The sequence below is a fragment of the Enterococcus faecium genome (genome assembly GCF_029023785.1).
GTDB lineage: Bacteria > Bacillota > Bacilli > Lactobacillales > Enterococcaceae > Enterococcus_B > Enterococcus_B faecium.
Genome location: NZ_CP118955.1, coordinates 1,925,868 through 1,949,124 on the forward strand (window position 1 = coordinate 1,925,868; position 23,257 = coordinate 1,949,124).

The 23,257-nt window shown below is 37.9% G+C and carries 21 protein-coding genes, 2 tRNA genes and 1 other annotated feature; of the genes, 6 read left to right on the forward strand and 17 right to left on the reverse strand.

All coding sequences use genetic code 11. The features are described from left to right. The first annotated feature begins 51 nt into the window (after positions 1 to 51). Both PYW34_RS09415 and rnjA read left to right on the forward strand, forming a co-directional pair. On the forward strand, positions 52 to 264 hold the full coding sequence (locus PYW34_RS09415) for a DNA-directed RNA polymerase subunit epsilon (RefSeq protein WP_002287947.1): 213 nt from the start codon (positions 52 to 54) through the stop codon (positions 262 to 264). Position 265: 1 nt separating this feature from the next. After that, positions 266 to 1,945 (forward strand): ribonuclease J1, encoded by a 1,680-nt coding sequence (gene rnjA, locus PYW34_RS09420; protein WP_002287948.1) that lies wholly within the window; start codon positions 266 to 268, stop codon positions 1,943 to 1,945. Between the two features lie 253 nt (positions 1,946 to 2,198). Here the strand turns inward: rnjA and PYW34_RS09425 are convergent, their stop codons facing one another. From PYW34_RS09425 to PYW34_RS09480, 12 genes are all read right to left on the reverse strand, one after another. Then, positions 2,199 to 2,399 carry a cold-shock protein gene (locus PYW34_RS09425; protein ID WP_002294067.1) on the reverse strand — a complete coding sequence of 67 codons (201 nt, stop codon included), beginning with the start codon at positions 2,397 to 2,399 and terminating at the stop codon, positions 2,199 to 2,201. A gap of 149 nt (positions 2,400 to 2,548) precedes the next feature. Continuing rightward, positions 2,549 to 3,241 carry a RadC family protein gene (radC, locus tag PYW34_RS09430; RefSeq protein WP_002294069.1) on the reverse strand — a complete coding sequence of 231 codons (693 nt, stop codon included), beginning with the start codon at positions 3,239 to 3,241 and terminating at the stop codon, positions 2,549 to 2,551. Between the two features lie 54 nt (positions 3,242 to 3,295). Beyond that, the gene (locus PYW34_RS09435) at positions 3,296 to 3,949 is read right to left on the reverse strand and encodes an HAD family hydrolase (RefSeq protein ID WP_002287951.1); all 654 of its coding nucleotides are present in this window, start codon (positions 3,947 to 3,949) and stop codon (positions 3,296 to 3,298) included. Further along, positions 3,939 to 5,252, reverse strand: coding sequence for a bifunctional folylpolyglutamate synthase/dihydrofolate synthase (locus tag PYW34_RS09440; protein ID WP_002294071.1), 1,314 nt, complete (start codon positions 5,250 to 5,252; stop codon positions 3,939 to 3,941). The genes PYW34_RS09435 and PYW34_RS09440 overlap by 11 nt, the downstream gene beginning before the upstream one ends. A 309-nt stretch (positions 5,253 to 5,561) precedes the next feature. Beyond that, positions 5,562 to 8,207, reverse strand: coding sequence for a valine--tRNA ligase (locus PYW34_RS09445; protein ID WP_002294074.1), 2,646 nt, complete (start codon positions 8,205 to 8,207; stop codon positions 5,562 to 5,564). 47 nt (positions 8,208 to 8,254) lie between these two features. Further along, positions 8,255 to 8,471, reverse strand: a binding site (T-box leader). A gap of 128 nt (positions 8,472 to 8,599) precedes the next feature. Continuing rightward, the gene (locus tag PYW34_RS09450; RefSeq protein ID WP_002287954.1) at positions 8,600 to 9,247 is read right to left on the reverse strand and encodes a redox-sensing transcriptional repressor Rex; all 648 of its coding nucleotides are present in this window, start codon (positions 9,245 to 9,247) and stop codon (positions 8,600 to 8,602) included. A gap of 572 nt (positions 9,248 to 9,819) precedes the next feature. Then, on the reverse strand, positions 9,820 to 11,031 hold the full coding sequence (thiI, locus tag PYW34_RS09455) for a tRNA uracil 4-sulfurtransferase ThiI (protein WP_002287955.1): 1,212 nt from the start codon (positions 11,029 to 11,031) through the stop codon (positions 9,820 to 9,822). Positions 11,032 to 11,046: 15 nt separating this feature from the next. Beyond that, a complete protein-coding gene (locus PYW34_RS09460) occupies positions 11,047 to 12,189 on the reverse strand; it encodes a cysteine desulfurase family protein (RefSeq protein WP_002294077.1) in 1,143 nt (380 codons plus the stop codon). Positions 12,190 to 12,353: 164 nt separating this feature from the next. Next, on the reverse strand, positions 12,354 to 14,075 hold the full coding sequence (locus PYW34_RS09465; RefSeq protein ID WP_002287957.1) for a septation ring formation regulator EzrA: 1,722 nt from the start codon (positions 14,073 to 14,075) through the stop codon (positions 12,354 to 12,356). A 198-nt stretch (positions 14,076 to 14,273) separates the two neighbouring features. Continuing rightward, positions 14,274 to 14,834 carry a cof family protein gene (locus tag PYW34_RS09470; RefSeq protein WP_002333272.1) on the reverse strand — a complete coding sequence of 187 codons (561 nt, stop codon included), beginning with the start codon at positions 14,832 to 14,834 and terminating at the stop codon, positions 14,274 to 14,276. Positions 14,835 to 14,859: 25 nt separating this feature from the next. Further along, positions 14,860 to 15,699, reverse strand: a complete 840-nt coding sequence (locus tag PYW34_RS09475) for a Cof-type HAD-IIB family hydrolase (protein WP_002294078.1) — start codon at positions 15,697 to 15,699, stop codon at positions 14,860 to 14,862. A 33-nt stretch (positions 15,700 to 15,732) separates the two neighbouring features. After that, positions 15,733 to 16,566, reverse strand: a complete 834-nt coding sequence (locus PYW34_RS09480; protein ID WP_002287960.1) for a DUF72 domain-containing protein — start codon at positions 16,564 to 16,566, stop codon at positions 15,733 to 15,735. A 231-nt stretch (positions 16,567 to 16,797) separates the two neighbouring features. Here PYW34_RS09480 and PYW34_RS09485 point away from each other — a divergent pair, with 231 nt between their 5' ends. Next, complete coding sequence (locus PYW34_RS09485; protein ID WP_002287961.1) at positions 16,798 to 17,766, forward strand: asparaginase; 969 nt, start codon at positions 16,798 to 16,800, stop codon at positions 17,764 to 17,766. Between the two features lie 154 nt (positions 17,767 to 17,920). On the opposite strand, the gene PYW34_RS09490 is transcribed toward PYW34_RS09485, so the two are convergent. The 3 genes from PYW34_RS09490 to PYW34_RS09500 form a co-directional block, all read right to left on the reverse strand. After that, positions 17,921 to 18,658 (reverse strand): acyl-ACP thioesterase domain-containing protein, encoded by a 738-nt coding sequence (locus PYW34_RS09490; RefSeq protein ID WP_002287962.1) that lies wholly within the window; start codon positions 18,656 to 18,658, stop codon positions 17,921 to 17,923. Positions 18,659 to 18,673: 15 nt separating this feature from the next. Then, entirely contained in the window at positions 18,674 to 19,507 is an 834-nt protein-coding gene (locus PYW34_RS09495; RefSeq protein WP_002287963.1) for a fructosamine kinase family protein, read from the reverse strand. A gap of 201 nt (positions 19,508 to 19,708) precedes the next feature. After that, a complete protein-coding gene (locus tag PYW34_RS09500) occupies positions 19,709 to 21,037 on the reverse strand; it encodes a C1 family peptidase (RefSeq protein ID WP_002294080.1) in 1,329 nt (442 codons plus the stop codon). Positions 21,038 to 21,331: 294 nt separating this feature from the next. Between PYW34_RS09500 and PYW34_RS09505 the strand changes: the two genes are divergently transcribed. Then, positions 21,332 to 21,496 carry a hypothetical protein gene (locus tag PYW34_RS09505; RefSeq protein WP_002296289.1) on the forward strand — a complete coding sequence of 55 codons (165 nt, stop codon included), beginning with the start codon at positions 21,332 to 21,334 and terminating at the stop codon, positions 21,494 to 21,496. A gap of 137 nt (positions 21,497 to 21,633) precedes the next feature. On the opposite strand, the gene PYW34_RS09510 is transcribed toward PYW34_RS09505, so the two are convergent. Next, positions 21,634 to 21,707: transfer RNA gene (locus tag PYW34_RS09510), tRNA-Asn, on the reverse strand. A gap of 213 nt (positions 21,708 to 21,920) precedes the next feature. On the opposite strand from PYW34_RS09510, the gene PYW34_RS09515 reads away from it, so the two are divergent. Both PYW34_RS09515 and PYW34_RS09520 read left to right on the forward strand, forming a co-directional pair. After that, positions 21,921 to 21,993 (forward strand) — tRNA-Thr (locus PYW34_RS09515). Between the two features lie 133 nt (positions 21,994 to 22,126). Then, a complete protein-coding gene (locus PYW34_RS09520) occupies positions 22,127 to 22,756 on the forward strand; it encodes an alpha/beta fold hydrolase (protein WP_002287965.1) in 630 nt (209 codons plus the stop codon). A gap of 113 nt (positions 22,757 to 22,869) precedes the next feature. Here the strand turns inward: PYW34_RS09520 and PYW34_RS09525 are convergent, their stop codons facing one another. Continuing rightward, positions 22,870 to 23,244 (reverse strand): iron-sulfur cluster biosynthesis family protein, encoded by a 375-nt coding sequence (locus PYW34_RS09525; protein ID WP_002287966.1) that lies wholly within the window; start codon positions 23,242 to 23,244, stop codon positions 22,870 to 22,872. Positions 23,245 to 23,257 lie beyond the last annotated feature (13 nt).

The following is a 23,257-nucleotide window of genomic DNA, read 5'->3' on the forward strand; positions in this document are numbered from 1 at the left end:
AAAAATCAACTAGCTAAATCACTGCTTTACGCAGATAAAGGAGACAAAACAATGATCTATAAAGTTTATTATCAAGAAACAAAAGTACGCAACCCTAAACGGGAAGAAACAAAATCTCTTTACATTGAGGCAAAAAGCGATGTAGACGCTCGCCAACGTGTGGAAGAAAATACCCCATACAATATTGAATTCGTTCAACTTCTAGAAGGAAGTCATCTAGAGTACGAAAAAGAAAATGCTGATTTCTCATTAGTGGAGTTTTAATATGAAACTTTCCATCAAAAATAACGAGACAGGCGTCTTTGCTATTGGTGGATTAGGTGAAATCGGGAAAAATACGTATGGGGTACAATTCCAAGATGAAATCATTTTGATTGATGCCGGGATCAAATTCCCGGAAGACGATTTACTTGGAATTGACTATGTCATTCCCGACTACAGCTACATCATACAAAACTTACACAAAGTAAAAGCCTTGGTGATTACTCACGGGCACGAAGACCACATCGGCGGAATACCCTACTTGCTGAAACAAGCAAATATTCCTATCTATGCTGGTCCTCTCGCATTAGCGTTGATCACAAACAAATTAGATGAGCATGGCTTGCTTCGAGATGCAGAGCTCCATGAGATCAATGAAGATACGATCATCCGTTTTAGAAAGACTTCTGTCAGCTTTTTCAGAACGACCCATAGTATCCCAGATGCATTAGGGATCGTGGTGAAAACACCTTCTGGAAATATCGTAGCGACTGGAGACTTCAAATTCGATTTCACTCCTGTTGGCGAACCAGCAAACTTGCATAAAATGGCTCGTATCGGGGAAGAAGGAGTCTTGTGCCTTTTATCTGATAGTACAAATGCTGAGATTCCAACATTTACTAAATCAGAAAAAACGATTGGGCATTCTATTTTGAAGATCTTTTCAAAAATCGAAGGACGTATCATTTTTGCCAGCTTTGCTTCTAACATCTTCCGTTTGCAGCAAGCAGCAGATGCCGCTGTGGCAACTGGTCGTAAAATCGCTGTTTTCGGACGAAGCATGGAAAATGCCATCGTCAACGGTCAACGTTTAGGATATATCAAAGTTCCAGACGGCACATTTGTAGATGCACACGAAATCAATCGCTTGCCTGCCAATGAAACGATGATCCTATGTACAGGTTCTCAAGGAGAAGCGATGGCCGCGTTGAGCCGCATCGCGAATGGTACTCACCGTCAAATCCAAATCCAGCCAGACGATACAGTGATCTTTTCAAGTTCACCTATTCCTGGTAATACAACAAGTGTCAATCATTTGATCAATTTGCTGTCTGAAGCTGGTGCAGAAGTGATTCACGGAAAAATCAATAACATCCATACTTCCGGTCACGGTGGACAAGAAGAACAAAAATTAATGCTTCGTTTGATGAAGCCAAAATATTTTATTCCTGTCCACGGAGAATTCCGCATGTTGAAAGTACATGCTTCTCTAGCACAAGATGTAGGTGTTCCTGCAGAAAACTGCTTCATCATGGAAAATGGCGATGTTTTAGCGTTAACTAGCGATTCTGCGCGTCCTGCTGGGCATTTTGTGGCTGGAGATGTGTATATCGATGGTAGCGGGATCGGTGATATTGGTAATGTCGTTTTACGTGACCGTCACCTGCTTTCAGAAGAAGGTCTTGTATTAGCTGTCGCGACAGTGGATATCAAGAAAAAAGAAATCTTGGCTGGTCCAGATATTCTCTCTCGTGGATTTGTCTACATGCGAGAATCAGGAGAAATGATCAATGAAGCTCAGCGAATCTTATTCCACGCTTTAAGAGAATGTTTGAATGGACCTGACTGTTCAGAATATAAATTGAAAGAAGCGATGACTGGCGCGCTTCAGCCTTTCTTATTCGAACGTACAGAAAGACATCCAATGATTTTGCCAATGGTAATGACACCAGATGAAGAATAAATAAGAGGTTATGAAATCAGCACCTTGTCCTGAATATAAGAGAAAACAAATGAAAAACATGAGAAGCCATTTTTGTTTGTTCTTATTCCTTGATACAAGGTGGCTCTTTCATAGCCTCTTAAATTTATTTACTTTTTCATACAAAAAAATACCTGCCACAAGAGAAATTGTCTCTTGTGGCAGGTATTTTTGTTACTCGCTTTGTTCTCTCGTAAAAATTGATGTCTACCATCAATTTGATTTACAGATAAAATTAAGCTTTTACAACGTTTGCAGCTTGTGGGCCGCGGTCTGATTCTTCAACGTCGAAAGTCACTGCTTGACCTTCTTCTAATGTTTTGAATCCGTCACCTTGGATAGCTGAGAAGTGAACGAATACGTCGCTTCCATCTTCACGTGAGATAAATCCAAATCCTTTTTCAGCGTTGAACCATTTTACTGTTCCGTTTTCCATAATAATATCCTCCTCGTGCCAAAAGCACTAATTTAAATTGTAACATTGCTCGTGTACGATAGAGGTGCAACAGATGTTTCAACTTCTATTCCCAAACAAAATTACAATATAATTGTACACTTGCTTCATTTTTTTTGCAAGAAAGCAACTTACTTCTCTTCCATCATTCCTTCTTCTCTCAAACTAAAATATCGTTTGCGTCCGATGATCAAGTGGTCCAGTACAGTGATCCCCATCATTTCTCCACACTTTTGTATCCTTTTGGTAAAATTCATATCCTGCTGCGATGGAATAACATTACCAGAAGGATGATTATGCGCTAAAACGATCCTTGCTGCACAATAACGTACAGCATAATGGAAAATTTCTCTAGGATGAGCGACTGACTGATTCAGCGAACCGATGAACACTGTTTTTTTTAAGATCACTTGATTCTTCGTGTCCAAATAAATACAAACCAAATGTTCTTGTTTGTGATCTTTCATTTCCAGAATCAATTGCTGGGCCAATTCGTAGCTGGTACGAACCGGTGGAGCCGCTCTTTCATGATCCGTCTGAATTCGTCGACCTAATTCGATCAAGGCTTTGATTTCGATTGCTTTCACGCGTCCTATCCCTCGAATCTCTTCTAACTCATGCAAAGTAGCCTGTCGTAAAGAGGCCAGTCCTCCAAACGTTTTTAACAGATTTCCAGCAATCGACATCACACTATAAGGGTGTTGACCGGTACGCAGTAAGATTGCCAAAAGCTCCTGATCCGATAAAGCTTCCGCGCCATAAATTTCCATACGTTCCCTTGGTAAAGAGCTAGTAGGTACTTCTTTGATCAATCGTTTTCCCAAAAAAACATCTCCTTTCTATCTTATCTAAAATAAGATACGAAAAGAGATGGATTTTTATTTTAACAATGCAGGGATTTCATGTAAAGAAGAAACAACCCCAGCTGTTTTTTTGATCAATTCTTGGGATGGTGGAAGCAGATCTGGTACCATGACTACCGGGATCTCAGCCGCAGAAGCTGCTAAAATACCATTTTGTGAATCTTCTAAAATCAATGTTTCTTTCTTCGCTGTACCTAGCTTCTGATTAGCTAACAAGAAAATTTCTGGGTCTGGTTTTGCTCGTTGAACATTTTCTGCAGAAACAATCGTCTCAAATCGTTCAAACAGATTGTTCTTCTTCAATAAAAGTTCAATGACTGCTCGTTGGTTACTGGAAGCGACAACTTTGGGAATCTGATGTTCTTCTAAAAAAGAGAGGAGTTCCAACACACCGGGCTTCATTTGTACCGCTCCTTGCGAAAAACGTTCAAGCGTTTCCTGGTATGAATCATCTATGAATCTTTGTACACTTGTTTTGCCAAATTCCGAGAAAATCATATGATAATTCGCCCATACTTCTTCATCTGAAACACCTAAGAATTTTAAATACAGGTCTTTATCATAAGGAAAACCCATCTTGTCTGCTACTACTTGTGTGGCTTCGTAATACACTAACTCTGTGTCGAACAGCAAACCATCCATGTCAAAAATCACTGCATTATACTTCATGATCTCCTCCTAATTGTATTAATAAATGGCGAACTTCTGAAATGAAATAAAGTGAACCGGTCACAACTAATACGTCTTCATTTGTCATCTTTTCCAATATATCTGCTAATCCGAATTGCCACAATGAAACGATTGATACTCTCTCACTTGCTAAATCTGATACTTCACTTAATTCGATGGCTTTTGGATGTTCAAAGGTCGTCAAATAAATATGGACATTTGGTACTTGCTGCAATCGTTCTAGCATTTCTCTAACATTTTTAGTTCGTAAGGCGGAAAACAAAATGTTGATTTGATATCCTTTGAATTCTTTTTTCAAATTCTCAACAAGCCGGTTCATTGCATGCGTATTATGGGCACCATCTAAAACAACTAATGGCTCGTTACTCAAACGCTCCATTCTTCCTGGCCATCGAGATTTCTTCAATCCCTTCAAAACATCTTTTTCTCGGAAAGGCAGCTTTTCCAATTGACAGTAAACAAAATACAATTCGATGGCTACTCCTGCATTTTCAGCTTGATGTTGCCCTAAAAGCGGAGTGGTTAATTGAGGGATCTTTCCTATTTCATTAAAAAATTCAAATACTTCTCCCCACATCTCATCAGGATGCAGATAGTTTATTTTATAATTTTCCCCGTATACATAAAGCGGTGCATTTTTTGCTTTAGCTGTTTGTTGGATGACAGTAAAAGCTTCTGGGGCAATATTTCCTGTTACTACTGGAACGCCTTGTTTGATGATTCCAGCTTTTTGTGCAGCGATTTCTTCAATTGTATCTCCAAGTATTTCGGTATGATCAAGTCCAATCGTTGTTATTCCCGTCAGCATTGGTACAGCTACATTGGTAGAATCCAATAAGCCGCCTAAGCCAACTTCGATAATCGCTACGTCCACTTTCTTCATCAAAAAATAATCAAATGCCATTGCTGTTAATGTCTCGAATTCAGTAATACCAGCTACTGCTTCAAATTGATCAAGTTGTTTGATCAGTGGCTGATATTTTTTTACAAGCTGGATCAAATCATTGTCTGGAATGCTTTTGCCATTGATTGCGATCCGTTCATTGAACGTTTCGATATAAGGTGAAGTAAATGTACCTACTGTCAGCCCAGCCTCTTCTAATAGGCTTCTCAAATAAGCTACAGTAGAACCTTTTCCGTTTGTTCCAGCGATATGGATCGTTTTTACTTTTCTCTCTGGATGCCCTACCACTTCTAATAAAGCTTCGACTCGGTCAAGGCCAGGACGTGAACCAAATGGTAATCGACTATGGATCCATTCTATTGCTTCTTCAATCGTCATCAACAATTCCCCCATTTCTCTTTTATTATAACAAATAGAACACATAAGAAAAATAAAAGTATGACAAAGAGAAAAGAAACAGAGAGAGGAACGATTTTATCAACTACTTTATTGACTCTTGATACATGATCCACCTCCCTCCTTCTCCTACATAATAAGAGTAGACTAAAAAAGAGATGCGACAAAATTTATGTCACATCTCCTTATGAATCGAAGCTAAGAGTGAGGCTCAAACTCTTTCCTGTAACGATGTTCAATCAGCTAGCTTTTAGTAATAGCTAGCTGATTGAACACTCTCTTTTTCTATTCTTATTGAATAGTACGCAAACTTTCGATTCGTTCTTTGACAGCCGTTTGCTTCTCTAAATAATCTTTTTCTTTTGCACGCTCTGCCTCTACTACTTCTTCCGGCGCGTTAGAAACAAAACGTTCATTAGAAAGTTTTCCTTGGACACGTTTTACTTCGCTTGTCCACTTTTCCAGTTCTTTTTCTAATCGTTTGATTTCTTCTTCAATATTGATCAATCCTGCTAACGGCAAGAAGATTTCTGCACCTGTCAGAACAGCTGACATCGCTAGATCTGGCGCAGTGATCTCACTTGATATTGTCAACTCTTCGGGATTACAGAAGCGTTCGATATAGCTTGTATTTTCAACTAAAAATTGATCGATTTTAGCATCGTTTGTTTTAATTAGCAACGTAATTGGTTTAGACAATGGTGTATTCACTTCTGAACGAATATTTCGAACGGCTCGAATCAATTCTTTCAATACTTCCATCCCTTTAGAAGCTGTTTCATCATCAAACTCTGGACGTACAACAGGATATTCTGCCACTACTAGAGAATTTCCCTGATGAGGAATATGTTCCCATATTTCTTCTGTAACGAATGGCATGATTGGATGCAATAAACGTAGGATCTGATCAAGTGTATGGACTAAGATGCTACGGGTGGTTTGTTTTGAAACAGCATCATCTCCATAAAGTACTTCTTTACTCATTTCGATGTACCAGTCACAAAAATCATCCCAGATAAAGTTATACAGTTGTCGACCTGCTTCACCAAATTCAAAACGATCAAATAGCTCAGTTACTCGTTCGATCGTTTCATTCAAACGAGTAAGGATCCACCGGTCAGCCACTGATTTTTCTCCAGATAAATCGATCTCTTCTACGGTCATTCCTTCGATATTCATGATAACGAAACGTGAAGCATTCCAGATTTTGTTGATAAAGTTCCAAGAAGCATCCATTTTTTCATAGCTGAAGCGGACATCTTGTCCTGGTGCAGAACCATTCGATAAGAACCAGCGGAGAGCATCTGCTCCATACTTTTCGATTACTTCCATCGGATCGATTCCATTACCTAATGATTTACTCATCTTCCGCCCTTGTTCGTCACGAATCAATCCATGAATCAAGACATTCTCAAATGGACGTTCGCCAGTAAATTCCAAGCTTTGGAAAATCATTCTGCTTACCCAGAAGAAAATGATGTCATAACCGGTTACTAAAGTGCTAGTAGGGAAGTATCGCTTATAATCTTCGCTTTCCGTATCTGGCCAGCCCATTGTTGAGAAAGGCCACAAAGCTGAACTAAACCAAGTGTCTAAAACATCAGGATCTTGTACCCAGTTTTCACTATCCGCTGGTGCTTCCATCCCTACATACATTTCACCTGTTTCTTTGTGATACCATGCAGGAATTTGATGTCCCCACCATAATTGTCGTGAGATTACCCAATCATGGACATTTTCCATCCAACGTAAAAACGTTTGATTGAATCTTGGAGGGAAGAATTCCACTGCTTGATCTGTTTCTTGGTTATCAATGGCTTTTTTCGCTAACGGCGCCATTTTTACAAACCATTGAGTAGACAGCCGAGGTTCAACAACGACACCTGTCCGCTCGGAATGACCCACACTGTGGATCATCGTATCGATTTTAATCAATCGACCGATTTCTTTCAGATCTTGCACGATTGCTTTACGAGCAGCAAAACGTTCCATTCCAGCATATTTTCCTGCTAGTTCATTCATCGTACCATCATCATCCATAACATTTACGCGTGGAAGATCATGACGATTACCTACCTCAAAGTCGTTTGGATCATGTGCTGGAGTGATTTTTACTACACCTGTCCCGAATTCCATATCTACATATTCATCTGCAATGATTGGGATTTGTTTATTGACTAAAGGTAGAATCACTTTTTTGCCGATGAGCGCTTGATAACGCTCGTCTTTTGGATGAACAGCAATCGCCGTATCTCCCAACATCGTTTCTGGACGGGTTGTCGCAATTTCTACTACGCCTGATCCATCTGCTAGTTCATAGCTCATATGATAAAAGGCGCCTTCGATATCTTTATGAATAACTTCGATATCAGATAGAGCTGTTCGTGCTTGAGGATCCCAGTTGATGATATATTCACCACGATAAATCAAACCTTTTTCGTATAAGGTAACAAAAACTTTACGTACTGCTTCAGATAATCCATCATCTAATGTAAAACGTTCCCTACTGTAATCTAAAGATAAGCCCATTTTAGCCCACTGTTCGCGGATGTGGCTCGCATACTCTTCTTTCCATTCCCACACTTGATCGATGAACTTTTCACGACCTAGATCATAACGAGAAATCCCTTGCTCTCTAAGCTTCGCTTCTACTTTTGCTTGTGTCGCGATTCCTGCATGGTCCATACCAGGCAGCCATAAAGTATCATATCCTTGCATTCTCTTTTGACGAATCAGCATATCTTGCAAGGTCGTATCCCAAGCATGCCCTAAATGAAGTTTTCCAGTAACATTTGGGGGCGGGATTACGATTGAATAAGGTTTTGCTTTTTTATCTCCGCTCGGTTTAAACAAATCTTGTTCTAACCAATGCTGATAACGTCCAGCTTCAACTTCTTGCGGATTATATTTTGTTGATAGGTTATTTTCTTCCGTCATGCTGTTTTCCTCCTTTAAACTAAAAAACGTCCTAAAATACTTTCGTATTCTAGGACGTATGATTTACGCGGTACCACCTAAATTGCAATAATCAATCATTATTGCCTCTCAAGTGAGTTAACGATCACGACTCGTCTATCTCTACTCCATTCAAGACAGAAACTCCCAAGCTACCTTCACTGGTTGTCATTGAGAACCTTTCAGCAGATAGTTCTCTCTCTAAGAATGAATGTGCCAGTTACTCCTCTTGTTCAGCGTTATGCTTCATTCTACAATGGTTTTTTTTTTTAGTCAACAAGTGGTCGTGAAAAAACCACTTCATTTAGTACTAAAAAATTTTTGAAAGAATTACGACGAGTTCTCGCAAGATCAATAAGCCTACTCAAATTTTCCTAAGAAAAAACTTCTGAGTAATTCTCATCAAAGTAAATAAGCGTCTGCAACTCGGTTGTCAAATCAATGTATTGAACATTGACATAAGCTGGGACAGTTACTCTGTCAGGCGCAAAATTAAGTATAGCGGTTACATTTCCTTTGACAATTTCATCAATAGCAGATTGTGAATATTTACTTGGTACCGTAGAGATTGCTACTGTCACATTTTTTGCTTTGGCTATCTCCGCGAAACGATCAATCGGATAGATCATTTCTCCATCAATTACTCGATTGATCAGTGCTGGATCATTATCAAAGACGCACACGATATTTAGATTTTCATTTCTTCTAAAATTGTTGTGTTTCAATGCTTTGCCAAGATTTCCATATCCTACTAATGCGATTCGTTTTTCTTCTTTAGTATTAAGGATATTATTGAATACATCGATAAGAAAAGGGACATCATAGCCATATCCGCTTCTGCCTAGCTCGCCTAATTGCGAGAAGTCTCTGCGGATCGTTGCAGAAGGAATTTGGGTGATTTCGCTGAACTCATTTGATTTGATTCTACTTATACCTGAGTCATCCAGCATCTTCAAGTAGCGTAAATATAAAGGTAATCTTTTCGCAGTTGCTTTTGGCAGTGTATCTGTTTTTTCTCGCATAACGACGCTCCTTGTTAATAATTTCACATATTTAGTGTAACATGTTTCTAACACGGGAGCAAGGTTACAAGTAGGAAGGAAAAGGGTGTGAGACAAATAAAACGGTGTTCAAAAGCTTGCATCTGCGGTAATAAGCTCAACCAAACGTAAAATATGAGGAACTATTTTTGTTTGGCTGTTCTTATTACTTGATGCAGGGCAGCTTTTTCACAACCTCTGATACACGGTGTTCCAGAAGTAACTTCTTCGAAAAATAAGCCGAAATTTCACAAAAATTTGAAAAGCAATTTTCGTAAATTCCTTCTTATTTCTTGAAGCTGCCCACTTCTGTCACAACCTCGCTATTTCATGGGAAATTCTCTTTTTTATATCATTTATCAACTGTAGCTTGATCTCTAAATAAAATTTTATTTTTCAGTTAGTAAAAAAGAACCGGCTTTTCCATAACTTCTTGATAAATGGTATTCAATCAGCTAATCTTCGACATTAGTTCAAAAACGGTAAAATACATGGAGCTATTTTTTCGTTTTGTTTCTCTAATACTCTGGTCAAAACACTATTTTCATAACCTCTTATAGCAATTCTGAAAATTCTTCAGTTTTTTCATTAGACGATTCTGCTTGTATCTCTTCCATCTTCAAGCCAGCTAGTGCTCGTTGGATCATTTCATCTATTGCTAAACGCTCTTCATATTGATGGACCTTTTCCAGTTGAGGGCGTGTTTTTGGCTGTGGAGGAGCAAAAATCGTACAGCAATCTTCAAAAGGCTGGATAGAAAGATTAAATGTATCGATCTGTTCTGCTACTTCAATGATTTCAAGTTTATCCATTGTCGCTACAGGCCGAATGATTGGCGTATTCGTTACTTCATTGATAGCCACCATACTTTGCAAAGTTTGTGAAGCCACTTGACCTAATGATTCACCATTCAAAATGACTAAACCATGACGAATACGGCGAATTTCATCGGTCAAACGCAACATCATTCGACGAGTAATTGTCATCCAATATCCTTGTGGCACTGACTTTTTGATTTCTTCTTGAATCTCGGTAAATGGCACTTCGATAAAATGGATCGTTCCCACATAAGGTGCTAGTTTGGCTGTTAGATCTTTTGCTTTTTGCAGTGCTTGTTCACTTGTATACGGCGGACTAGCAAAATGAACAGCTTCAATTTCCACTCCCCGCTTCATGGCAAAGTACCCTGCTACAGGAGAATCAATCCCCCCAGAAAGCATAAGCATTCCTTTTCCGCTTGTTCCTACGGGCAATCCTCCAGCTCCCTTGATCGTTTCATACGATAGATAAGCGCCATCACGCCGAATCTCTACACGTAATGGAATATCTGGTTGACGCATTTGAACTTGGATATGCGGGAAAATATCAAAAACAGCATTACCTAATGTTTGATTCAATTCATTACTTGTCAATTCAAATTGGTGATCGCTTCTTTTAGCGATAATTTTAAATGTTTCTTTCCCAGTATAAATTTCTTTCATGATGTCTTGAACAGCTTGTTTCAAAACTTCGACATCTTTTTCTACACGAATACTTGGAGAGAAATTTTGGATCCCAAATATTTTTGCTAGTTTTGGAATAACTAGCTGCCCGTCTGCGCCATTCAATAAAAGATGCATCCGGTCCCGATCAGCATGGATTTTGATTTCTGGAAAGTCTTTCAAAGCTTGTCTGACATTTTGTGCTAGTTGCATGATAAAGCTTTTTCGATTCTTTCCTTTTGTCGAAAGTTCCCCATAACGGACCATAATTTCACTGTATTTCACAAGAACACTCCTCTTTTAATTGATTGCAGAAAATTTCTTATAAAGCTGCTTGAAAATAATCATAAATTGCTCGACTTCTGCAAGCGAATTGTTTTCATCTAAGCTGATTCGAACAGCAGATGTAGCCAGATCATTTGGTACATGCATTGCGTGCAATGTACTGCTTGCCATATGTTTACGTGAGGAGCAGGCACTAGTAGTAGAAACAAATATTTGTTTTTCTTCTAAGGCATGGACGAGAACTTCGCCGCGAATTCCTTTTAGAGCAAAACATAAAATATGCGGTGCATAGTCAGTTCCTTCTGAAAAAATCGTCACTTTCTCATACGTCTTCAACGCATTGATTAGAGCTACTTTTAAGCGTTGTGTCTGCTCAGGTTTTTGTTCCTTTATCTCTAATGATAAACGTAAAGCTTTAGCCATAGCCACAATACCTGGAACATTTTCTGTCCCACTTCGCTGATTTCTTTCTTGCCCTCCACCTGTCAGTAATGGTGCTAAACGACGACCCTTTTTCCAATAAATGAAACCAGTTCCCCGTGGGCCATGGAATTTATGAGCTGAAAATGTTGCAAAATCAACTCTTTCTGTCAACCATTGCGAGAATGGTACTTTTCCAATCGCCTGAACAGCATCTACATGGAAATGAATTTTAGGAAAATCATCCAAAAGATCACTGATTTCCTGGATGGGCTGAATCGATCCTACTTCATTATTCACAGCCATAACAGAGACTAATACTGTCTCTTTTCTTATTAATTCTTTCAATTCGTCGACACGTACAAATCCGCGTTTATCCACTGGGGCGATACTTACTTCGATTCCTAATTCTTTTAATTGTTCTGCTGTCTCGCTGACGGCCGGATGTTCGACTCCTGAAATGATCATATGATTCCCATATTCTCTTTTTTCGATCATCGTTCCTTTTAATACCCAGTTATCTCCTTCTGTTCCGCCTGAAGTAAAATAGATTTCTTCTGGTTCTACATGGATCAAATCAGCGATCTGCTTTCTTGCTTGCTGCAACAACCGGTTAGCTTGATTGCCTAAATCATGCAAGCTTGATGGATTCCCAATAATCCGCTGACTGGTTTTTACATATGCATCTAAGCTTTGCGGAAAGATTGGGGTTGTTGCACTGTTATCAAAATATATCATAAGAAACCCCTCTTTTTTGAAATTCTTTTCTATTATAACGGTTGTCCAAGGTGCTTTCAAGAGCAGGTGAAATTTTCACTTGTTTCAATTTTCAAATATACAAAAAAAGACAAGAACAAGACAATAATCCGTCTTGCTCTTGCTGGTTTACTAACTTTTTTGCTTTATACTAAGTCTGGATGATTAAAATAAAAATCTTCGATGCGTTTGAAAGCACCAGGTTCTACTCGCTCTAATGCTGTACCGATTTCGTCTAATGCTTCTTGATAGTGATATTCTTTATTGAATAAATAGTAGCTTTTATCAATTGCTTCTCTCACTTCTTCGTGTGTATGACGATAACGATTTGCATATTGGAGCATTTGCTCCGTTAATGCTGCTGCATCTACTAAATCATGTGTCTTCTTATCTAATAATTCTAGATCTTCTTCACATAGAGCAACTAAACGATTGACCTCTTCCATGTTTACTCGAATTTTATTCAAGACAACACTTAGTTCTTCAATACGGTCAGTAGCAACAAAAAAGAATTCTAGGTAATCATTCGGCAAGCCAGGCAAACGTTGTTTTTCTACAAAACGTTTCAAACTGCGCAATTTGAATTCGAATGTATCGATCTTTTCTTGCGCTTCTTTTTCGCCTTTTCTCAATTCATGTAATGAGTCGTCGATCTCTACTTGTTGCTTTTCGATATCTTCTAAGACTTTGAAGACTGTTTTATAGAACGTGCGCACTTCTGAATAAGGAATTTCGTGTTGACGGATCTGTGGAATCATCTGTTCATTTTGACGTTCCATTTCTTCCACTTCGGTTTGGAAACCTCGTACACGGCCAATTTCATTGTGGTTCAATGTATAGCTTTGAGATGTGTGATCCAGCTCAATCAATAATTGACGGTTATTCTTTGTTGTATGTTTGATATACTCTGCAATCGTTGATTGGTTAGTTTTTACATATCTCTGAGCTTCCATTTCCCGTTCTAAGATATCATATAACGAATCAATCAAATCAGCTGTTTCACGGTTTTCAAATTCGACCGTTTCAACTTCTGTTTTTTCAAGATTGGCTAATGAATTTTCAATTCTTCGACTTACTTTTGCGATATCTTCAGCAAGATCTTCTTCTGGGAATACATATTGTTCTTCCATCAATTTCTCGTAAGTATCACTGATTTCTTCAAGTTGTTCAGGGAAAGTGGTATGGAGCTCCTCATACAGCGGTGGAATTTTTTTCATCAGAGCTTCCACTTCATACGTATGTTTTTCTGCTTTATCCAAAACCTCGCGGGCTTCAACAGGGTCTCCAGAAGTGTTTAAAGTCACAAACTGCGTAAATTCTTTTTCGATCACTTTGATCTGTTTTTGCAATTCAAAAAGAGCTGGTCCGTATTCATGCTCGTCTTCTCTGACTTTTTCTTTCAGTTCTTCATAGACGTCAAGTGCCTGCTGAACAGCTAGTGAGTTGCGTTCTTCCGTTTCCCGCAATTCCTTTAGACCTTCACGGATTTCCGTCACTTGTTTCTCCATTTGGTCCATTGTAGCTTCTGCTTCAACAACTGCTTTTTTTCCTTTTAAGAACCGAAAACTTTCATTGAGGTTTTCCACTTCGAAAATTTGACTTTCTAGTTCAGCGAACGAGGAAGTAGATATGTCATTCCATTTTTGACTCCATTCACGAAAGGTATTTTGGCTTTGCCCAACCAGATGCATTTTTTTAACATCATCGACTTCTTCAATCACTGGCAAGTCAAATAATTCTTCCTTGCGTTTTTCTAAGGCATCCAATCGATCTTGGTTTTTTTTCTTCATCAAGTAACTAACCAAAAAGACGACAATGGCGACTATAATGATTGCAATGACGATTCCGATGATAACATTATTTCCCATTTATGGTTCCTCCGTTTTCAGTATGCATCTTTTATGCAACAGATGGCGTTCTGCTTGGCATAAATCCAAATAATACGTCTCTCGTGCAAAAGACATCTATTCTAGATTATATCATACTATTTTCATGCATTCACTAACTTAAACGAAAATCTTTTGTTTTTCCATCGTATAAAGATAACAAAAATAGTGAAACTCTGATCACTCTTTTTCATTTGTGCACATGCCTATATCAGCGGATTTCTTCTTAGCAATCGCTTCTTGAATCTGACGTTGGATTTCTGCCGCGATTTTAGGTTCTGGAGCATATTCCATCTGCCAGTTTTCAGGTTTCAACACTTTATTTGTTACAGGGTCATAATGAGGTTTTCCATCTGGAAATAATTTCCCCATATTTGCCTGATGGACGATTTCGAACATTCGATCAGGCACTATTCCTAGTAATGAAAAAGAACCATAAGTAAAGTAAAGGATATCTGTCAGTGCATCTACTTGTTCAACCAGCGGATCACTTCCCCACTGTGTTTTACCAAGTATTTTTTCTTCTGCTTTATCTAATGCTTCGTGCAGCAGCATAACAGCTTCATGCAGTTGTTCTTTATTAGGTGAAGTAGCTGCAACAAATTCAACAAGTTCTTCTATTTTGAACGCAGCACGTGTATGAGCTTCATTTTCTGTAAAAGCCGTGGGTATCTCTGGTCTTCTTGGATCAAAAGTTTTGTGGAATGTTTCTACTTTTTGAAAAGGTGTCTCTGCTTCCATACTGATTTTTTCCTTCTTTCATTGACTAATAAATCAGACCGAAGTGTTTCAGTCCTTCGTATATCCCATCTTCTTCATTTGATTGAGTCACAAAGTCTGCAGCATGTTTTACTTCGATCTGAGCATTCCCCATGGCCACTCCAATTCCTACACCTTTCAGCATCTCGATATCATTGTAATGATCGCCGAATGCCATAATTTCTTCCATTTCAATTCCGACAGCATTTGCGAAAGCTTGGATGCCTAGTAATTTTGAACCACCTTTTGGGATGATATCTACAGTATACGTATTTGAACGCTGAAACGTACACTCGGGAAAGCGATGTTCTAACTTTTTCTGTTCTGACTCCGGACTGAGCAATATACATTGATAAATTGGTTCTTTTAATATCTCTAACGTTTCATAACGATCCTTTTGTCGGTGAGGGCTAAAAACCTGGAGGATTTTTTTCATCAGACGTACCGGGAATTTACGCGGTAAAAAGCTGACTAGTCGCTTGATAAAAATCGATTGTCCTAATAGCATCGTCGTTGATCCATCTAACCGATTTCTCGCACCAAAAACGATTTGTCGATGGTTCTCATCTGCAAATTCAACAATATGTTCCAATACTTTTTGTTCAAAAGGGTGGTCGATAATCGTGCGATCTGCAGTAAAAACCAGTTGACCATTATACACGACATACATATCTAATTCCAATTCATCAATGATTTCTTTGATCTTTACTGGGCTGCGCCCCGTTGCTACACCGCATAAAATGCCGTTTTTCCGAGCATATTCAATTGCTTGTTTTGTTGATTCCAACGCTTTTGAACGATTGGTGACCAATGTTCCGTCAATATCAAAAAAAATAGCTTTGATCATAGACTTCGCCCCTTTCTTGAATAAAATAAGCCCTTAAAACAGATCCATTTGGGTTGGATTGAGTCCATCTGGCTTGATATTTAATATTTTTTGCAGTGCTAATGCATTTTCAGCCGCATCACCACCAGAATTATTATTAAAAATCACACCTACCTCTTTTGTCTTAGAATCAACTACTTTGACTTCATGTGCTAGTTCTTGCAGTTCTTTTTCTGAATAACGATATAACGTTCTTTTTTTACGCCACTCTTTATCATTTGCTTGCCATCCTTGCGCATTCCTACCATGGAATCGAAAAAGAGCAAAGTTCGGATTGGTGACAAATGGATCAAAAGGAATCGTTGTATTCAGCAACTGTGGCTCATCGATGATGGCTAAAGAAAAAGCGGCTCTAGACATAAAGTTTCTTGTACGTTCAAGAAATTCATCGCTGTACCAAGAATAATCCCGCAATTCTATAGAAACAGGATAACCCTCAAACCACTTTCTAAGTTTGCGCAAGTACTGGACATTTTCTTTCGTACATTTGAATGATGAGGGGAATTGGACTAAAAAGCAAAACATCTTTCCAGCATCTACCATTGGCGACATAACATCTAAAAAATGCGCAATCATCTCTTCTTCGGTCTGATAATAAGGCTTCCAGTCTCCTTGACCGCTGATTCCTTGATAGACTTTGACTACAAAGCGAAATGATTCAGGTACTTCACTTATCCAATTCTCAACTGAGGACTTTCGGGGAATTCCATAATAGGCAGTATCTAATTCCACTAAGGGTAGAAACCCTGCATATTCATAAAGAGTGTTATTCTTTTTACCAGTTAATTTGTCATGTTCTTTAAACGATGTTAATCCGATTCTGATCATTTCCGGCCACCTTCGTGATTGATTTCCTTGGCTGCTTTCTTGTAAAAGAAACTCAACCAGATACTCCATTGTATTAGGAGGTCAAGGTTGAGTCTTTTCCATTTTAATAAGGTCAGCTTTTTTATGATAAGTTAGGCTATTCGTTATTCTTCACTGATAGCAAAACTCTTTTATATAGTATACAATAAGATTTAACGGCTATGCAAAATTATTCGTAAGGAAGTCTGTAAAATGAAAAAAATACTTGTACTACACACCGGCGGAACGATCGCCATGAAAGAAAACATGCTCACGGGCGGTGTTAGTCCTGATGTGGCAAACCCATTATTAGATGCAGAAATCACAATCCCCAAGCATGTAGAATTATTAGTTGAAGATATCTTCAATCTTCCCTCACCACACATCATGCCTTCTCACATGTTGGTATTAAAAGAACGTATCTTGTCCGCTTATGCATCAGGTATATCCGGAGTGGTGATCACACACGGTACAGATACATTAGAAGAAACTGCTTTTTTTCTTGATACAACGATTGGCAACAAATTACCAATTGTTTTGACTGGGGCAATGCGTTCAAGTAATGAACTTGGAAGTGACGGCCTTTATAATTTTGAAAGTGCGATTCGTGTCGCAAGTTGTGAAGAAGCGCTAGATAAGGGGGTTTTGGTGGTCATGAACGATGAGATCCATTCTGCACGCTACGTGACAAAGACCCATACCACAAATGTTGCTACTTTCCGAACACCTACATTGGGTCCCATCGGCTTAGTAACTAAGAATCGAATTTTATTCTTGCAGGAACTTTTAGAAACAAAGCGACTGGACATTTCCGCTGTAGATGGGACTATCCCGATCGTTAAAGCATATGCTGGGATGCAAGGGGACTTATTGGAAGCCATCGCCCATACGAAAGTAGACGGTTTGGTAATCGAAGCTTTAGGTGCGGGGAATCTCCCTCCACAAGCCTTAGCTGCTTTGGAAAAGCTTCTTGTCCAAAAAATCCCTGTAGTACTTGTTTCTCGTTGTTTCAATGGAATCGCAGAGCCTGTTTATGATTATGAAGGCGGGGGAAAAGAACTAGAAAAAATGGGGATTATTTTCTGTAACAGTATTAATAGTCAAAAAGCACGTTTAAAACTATTGATTGCTGTAAACTATGGTTTGTCGGGTGAAGAATTGATTTCGTTTATCCAAAACTAAACATCATTATCTAATAGCTAAACTTAAAAAGAGAGGCTGTGACAAAAATAGCTTCTTCGAAAACTAAGTCGAAAATTTACAAAAATTTGAGAAACAATTTTCGTAAATTTCTTCTTATTTCTTGAAGTTGCCCCCTTCTGTCACAACCTCTTTTTTATTTATTTTTCCATATAATATTTGCTTCACAATACAGCTGTTCTTGCATTCGGATTTCATGTTTTGTTTTGACACCATTTTCGATAGGGATTTGTTCAAAATGGCTTTCGATCTCATTCCCGTACTCTACTTCTTTATCAAATCGAATAATTACTTTTTCTGGAACATGCGTAGTCAAAAAGTCATATCCTAATACGTCAATGATCCAATTAAAATACATCGCATTATTAACATGCTGATTACTATCGATATCATAAAAACGAACACGATATGGCAACATGAAGCCCGAATCAATCTTTTCAATTTTTTCCTGACGCTTGATTTTCTTGATCTTCTCACTCTCAAAAGGAGCAATGATCTCTTCATTAACACTGCTCATTTTTCGATTCACAAAATCCATCAATACGAAAACAGATTCTATTTTGACTAATTCTTTCCCATCTTCATCATGGATCCAGAAGTTCCGATAACAGAAAAACTTATTGTACTCCATGGCTTGAGTCGTTACTGAGATTACTTCACCGACTCTAGGGAGACGATTAATCTCCATGGAATAATTCGTGATGACCCAAGTAAGTCCAAAGCTATTGACGAATTCACTGCCTCTTCCCAACTGGTCGCTTTGATCTTCAGACGTTTTGATAACTACTCCTAACATCGAAGGAAATGTCATCGTTTGGTTGATGTCACACTCATAATATGAAACTTCATGCTTTTTGGTATATTTTTTTGCCAAAAACACGCCCTCCTCTTAAAAATTTTCTAGTAATTGATCTACTTGGGAACCGTAACTTTCTCCAAACATATTCAAATGTGCCAAAAGATAATATAACTGGTAAATCGGCAGTCGGTCTTTCCATCCCTTTTCTAATGGAAATATAGTTTGATAAGCATCTAAAAATTCCGGTCGGAAACCACCGAATAACTGGCTCATTGCAATATCTTGTTCCCGATTCCCATAAGAAACAGCTGGGTCGACAAAAACTGGATGCCCTTGCTGGTCAAAGAACACATTACCACTCCACAGGTCTCCGTGCAAGAGGCGTGGAGTGATCTTTTTTGGTTCAACCGATTTCAATACACGTTCTTTAAATCGCAGATACTTTTCTTGACGCTGTACATTCCATCGATTCGTTTCTTCTGCCAAAGAAATCTGGGATTCAAGCCGATCTTTAAAGAAAAAAGTCCACCAATCTTCTTCAAAAGAATTTTTCTGAACAAGTGTACCCAAATAGTTATCTTTACGAAAACCAAATTGTGGCGCTGTTTGCTGATGGAGATTAGCTAAAGCTGCAGCAAGATCTCGTTGATCCCCTTTTCCCGGCTCGATCCATTCCATTAACAAATAAGCGCCTTCACTTGTTTCACCTAGCATATACGTATCCGGTACACGTACGAATGCTGACAGTTCTTTTAATCCGTCTACTTCTGCTTCAAAAAATCCTTTTTTTACATTCGGATGGATTTTTAAAAAATAAGCACGATGTTCGGTTTTTATACGATAGGTCTGATTAACATCGCCACCAACAACTGGAATCACTTTACCATTTAATTTCAGATCAGATAAAACAGTTTGGATATCCATGACTTTCCCCCCTACTCCCAATTTTATTCTACTTCGTCATCATATTTTTAATGATAAAAGGATTATTTCCAATCCTTATCCTTTATTTAGAATTATAGCACAGGGACCATAAAAAACAGGGAATGGACTTTAAAGATAAAAAGAGCTGGCTTAAGCCAGCTCTTTTTATCTTTACTACATACTCTTCATTGAAATACTCGTCTATGCTAAAGCACCCATTGGATCCCACGGAGATAGAACAATTGGTTCTTCATTGAACGCATTTAATTGCTCTTTCGTCAATAAATCTTTTCTTACAACGATTTGGTACGTATATTCGTCCATCCAGGCATCACTCATAACAAAGAAGCCATTCTTTCCAACTTTTTCGCCCCAGCTATTTTCGACTTTCCATTTTGTTGATTGCCCGTCTACTAAGTCAACACCGGTCAATACCATCGCATGGGTCATCAGACTTTCTCCAAAATCTAAACGTTCAGCTTTAGTCATTGTAAAATCCGTATCAAATAGATCATCCATTGAATAAGCATCTAAGGCCATGATGCCACTAGTTCTAGTAGAAGATTGACCTACATCACAACCAAACCAAACAGATTCTCCTTCTTCAAGCTGAGCAATCGCTAATTTTTTGAAAGTTTCCATATCAACATTCAGATATTTGACTTCTTTCCCGCCAACGACATTTCCTAGCATCTCTACTGTATAAGAACGATTGAATGGTTTGTCTTTTGTTGGTGCATTGATCACGCTAACATAATCATCTAATTTTACACCGATGTATTTATCATAAAAAATTTGTGGTGTCAGTCCTCGGTCAAGATGATAGTTCTTTTCTTCATCGCGGTACTCAAAATCGAATTCTTTTGGAGGTGTTCCTAATGAGATAGCTAAGAAGTTATAAATGCTTTCTAGCATTTCTTCTTTCTTTTCTTCAATAGCGTCTAATGTTTCTCCTTGAGCAACCATTTTCCGTAACACTACTGCATCTTTACGCAGTAATTTGTTCAAGTAGTTATTCAAATCTCGAGAATTTGAACTATTCGCACTTTCCGGCATCACCGATTTAGGCACAACGCCATATTTTTGGAATAATGAAACGATCATATCCCATTGGCCGCCATCTTGTTGAGGAGTAGCGAGTAAGAAAGCTACTTTCCGGCTATCGATTGCCTCTTTTCCTGTTGCAATGATGTTTTCATAGAAATAATTTGCCTTTTCATATTTATCCCAGAAAAAAGTGTAATTTTGTGATAATTCAAACTCTTTTAAATGGAATTGATTCAGCATCTTATGACGGAATGTGTTCAGTGCAGCAAACATCCAGCAACGCCCCGATTGCATTTGATTAGCCACTTTCCCCGTAGCCAAATCTATAGAAAATACCGGTGTATTCTCCACATGTGCTGAAACATTTTCAGCAGAAGCAGTAATTCCGTTCTTCACAACTGCCCGCTGCAATGCCTGCTGTTTGATATTTGCTTGAAACTGTTTGTTAAATTTTGTTGTCATATCAGGCGTAATAGCTTTCATCCAATCATCCTTCCAAATCCAAGTTATACTTCGTATTTTACTCTTAAGAATTTAGAAATACAATCTCTTCTATGATGAAATTTTCATTTGAATGAGAATATACTTACAACTTCATGAAGAAAAATGTCATACGGTATACAATAGTTTTCAGATAAAAAGGAATATTTCTATGAGATAACGAAAATGGCCTGTATAATAAAGAAGAGGCCTAGAAGAACATCATACAATAAGATAGCTTTCAAAATACTCATTGAAAGAAGGAAATACTATAACGTAAGAAAGGAGATGAATAAAATGAAAAACCTGATTGCTGGCGGCTTTTTGTTTGTGGGTGGTGGCATACTTATGAATACAGATAACTTTGGGAATGTCATCCCTTTTCTTGGTGCAGCTTGTGCTTTGATTGGTGTAGGAATGCTGATTTATTTCGTATTTAGCGATGATGGGAAGTATGGTTGATTATGAGTAGCCAACTCTACTCTTTCGTAAAGATTACAACATACGTGACAAAAACAGAAAGCTTGATTCATCATAATAATAAAAGAAAAAGAAACCCAAGTGATTGGATTTCTTTTTCTTTGCATAAGCTTTATTTACTCCGGCAGTAGGACTCGAACCTACGACATCATGATTAACAGTCATGCGCTACTACCAACTGAGCTATGCCGGAATCAAGTACATGAATATAATATCAATTTCTTCTAAATAACGCAATACTTTTTTTGAATTTTTTTATTATATTATCAAAGAAACCGTTCGCATTTTTTGTTATTTTTATTTTTTCTAAAATCTGTTTTCCTATTAGAGAAACACATTTTTTCGAAAAAATTCTGTTGACAAATACATTAATATTCGTTATCCTATTATTTGTATTAATGATAATGCCGCTTTAGCTCAGCTGGTAGAGCGCTTCCATGGTAAGGAAGAGGTCGCCGGTTCAAGCCCGGCAAGTGGCTTCCTTAAACAGTGCAACATGTTGGTTTAACAATGTGTCTGCGCTGTTTTTTTATTTTATGACGTAAGAAATGAATGTTTATATTTTAATAGTACAAAGAAAGTCTATATGATAACTATAAAAAGGAGAGCAATATGAAAATTGTTTTTTTGCATGGTCTAGGCCAAGACGAACAATCATGGAAAGATGTAATCTCTTATCTACCCAATAGTTATTCTTGCAAAAGTCTTTCATTGTTCAATCATTTAAACAGCACAGACACTGCTACTTTAGACGACTTAACCAAATACATCGAAGTACAATTGAATCAGATAAAGGAACCTTTTATTTTATGTGGATTATCTTTAGGCGCTGTTATTGCTTTAAACTATCTTGCAACTCCTTCTCCATATTTAAAAAAGGTTGTTTTAGTCGCTCCACAATTTGAGTCTCCTAATCGCTTATTGCTTACTTTCCAGAATATTTATTTTTACTGCGTACCTTCTAAGATATTTGAAAAATTAGGTCTATCTAAAAAACAAACCCTTACCCTACTTCGTTCACTTGAAACATTAGACTGCAAAAAACAGCTTCGTACATCACGACTTCCTAAATTGATTTTATGCGGTACCAAAGATCATGCGAATAAACCAGCAGCAAAACGTTTATATAAACTTTCAACGAATGGCCGGCTACTCTTTATTAAAAACGGAAAACATGAATTGAATAGAGAAAAGCCAGAAATAATGGCACAAGCTATGCGATCTTTTATCGAAAATAGTTAATTTAAAAAAAGACGACAAAATGTGTCGTCTTTTTATTTACCATGGTAAGAATGTTGTCTTGTTTTTTCAATACAGCTTGATTGAGACTAGTTTTATGGACAATAGAGAGAAAGTTATTGTTTTATTCCAGAGAATTTTTCTGGTCGTAGATCTACTAATTGAACATGACTGTCTAAAGAACCACTTGGGCTTTCAAGAGTAAATACACCTAGACGTGGATCTAAAGAAAGGGTCATATGTTCATCCATGTACATTTTTGAATAATCTTTTATATAAACATCCCCAATATCACTATCTAATTGGAGTTTATAATCATTTTTTCTCTGTTCTTTATCAAGAAGAAGTAAACGAAAACTAGTATCTAAAGAGCAAACACCCATTTTAGAATATTCCCCAACGCCATCATCTAAATCCAATATAACTGTTGCGCCTTCATCAATATATTTTTGTAATCTTTCTTGTGCTTGTTCCGTAATTTTAAGATACATAACTAATACGCCC

Excerpts from the sequence above, each read along its gene's own strand:
- PYW34_RS09415 (WP_002287947.1), top strand. The coding sequence starts at position 52 with ATGATCTATAAAGTTTATTATCAAGAAACAAAAGTACGCAACCCTAAA.
- rnjA (WP_002287948.1), top strand. The coding sequence starts at position 266 with ATGAAACTTTCCATCAAAAATAACGAGACAGGCGTCTTTGCTATTGGT.
- PYW34_RS09425 (WP_002294067.1), bottom strand. The coding sequence starts at position 2,399 with ATGGAAAACGGAACAGTAAAATGGTTCAACGCTGAAAAAGGATTTGGA.
- PYW34_RS09435 (WP_002287951.1), bottom strand. The coding sequence starts at position 3,949 with ATGAAGTATAATGCAGTGATTTTTGACATGGATGGTTTGCTGTTCGAC.
- PYW34_RS09440 (WP_002294071.1), bottom strand. The coding sequence starts at position 5,252 with ATGACGATTGAAGAAGCAATAGAATGGATCCATAGTCGATTACCATTT.
- PYW34_RS09445 (WP_002294074.1), bottom strand. The coding sequence starts at position 8,207 with ATGACGGAAGAAAATAACCTATCAACAAAATATAATCCGCAAGAAGTT.
- PYW34_RS09450 (WP_002287954.1), bottom strand. The coding sequence starts at position 9,247 with ATGCGAGAAAAAACAGATACACTGCCAAAAGCAACTGCGAAAAGATTA.
- PYW34_RS09460 (WP_002294077.1), bottom strand. The coding sequence starts at position 12,189 with ATGATATATTTTGATAACAGTGCAACAACCCCAATCTTTCCGCAAAGC.
- PYW34_RS09465 (WP_002287957.1), bottom strand. The coding sequence starts at position 14,075 with ATGGGAAATAATGTTATCATCGGAATCGTCATTGCAATCATTATAGTC.
- PYW34_RS09470 (WP_002333272.1), bottom strand. The coding sequence starts at position 14,834 with ATGGAAGCAGAGACACCTTTTCAAAAAGTAGAAACATTCCACAAAACT.
- PYW34_RS09475 (WP_002294078.1), bottom strand. The coding sequence starts at position 15,699 with ATGATCAAAGCTATTTTTTTTGATATTGACGGAACATTGGTCACCAAT.
- PYW34_RS09480 (WP_002287960.1), bottom strand. The coding sequence starts at position 16,566 with ATGATCAGAATCGGATTAACATCGTTTAAAGAACATGACAAATTAACT.
- PYW34_RS09485 (WP_002287961.1), top strand. The coding sequence starts at position 16,798 with ATGAAAAAAATACTTGTACTACACACCGGCGGAACGATCGCCATGAAA.
- PYW34_RS09495 (WP_002287963.1), bottom strand. The coding sequence starts at position 19,507 with ATGGATATCCAAACTGTTTTATCTGATCTGAAATTAAATGGTAAAGTG.
- PYW34_RS09500 (WP_002294080.1), bottom strand. The coding sequence starts at position 21,037 with ATGAAAGCTATTACGCCTGATATGACAACAAAATTTAACAAACAGTTT.
- PYW34_RS09505 (WP_002296289.1), top strand. The coding sequence starts at position 21,332 with ATGAAAAACCTGATTGCTGGCGGCTTTTTGTTTGTGGGTGGTGGCATA.
- PYW34_RS09520 (WP_002287965.1), top strand. The coding sequence starts at position 22,127 with ATGAAAATTGTTTTTTTGCATGGTCTAGGCCAAGACGAACAATCATGG.
- PYW34_RS09525 (WP_002287966.1), bottom strand. The coding sequence starts at position 23,244 with ATGTATCTTAAAATTACGGAACAAGCACAAGAAAGATTACAAAAATAT.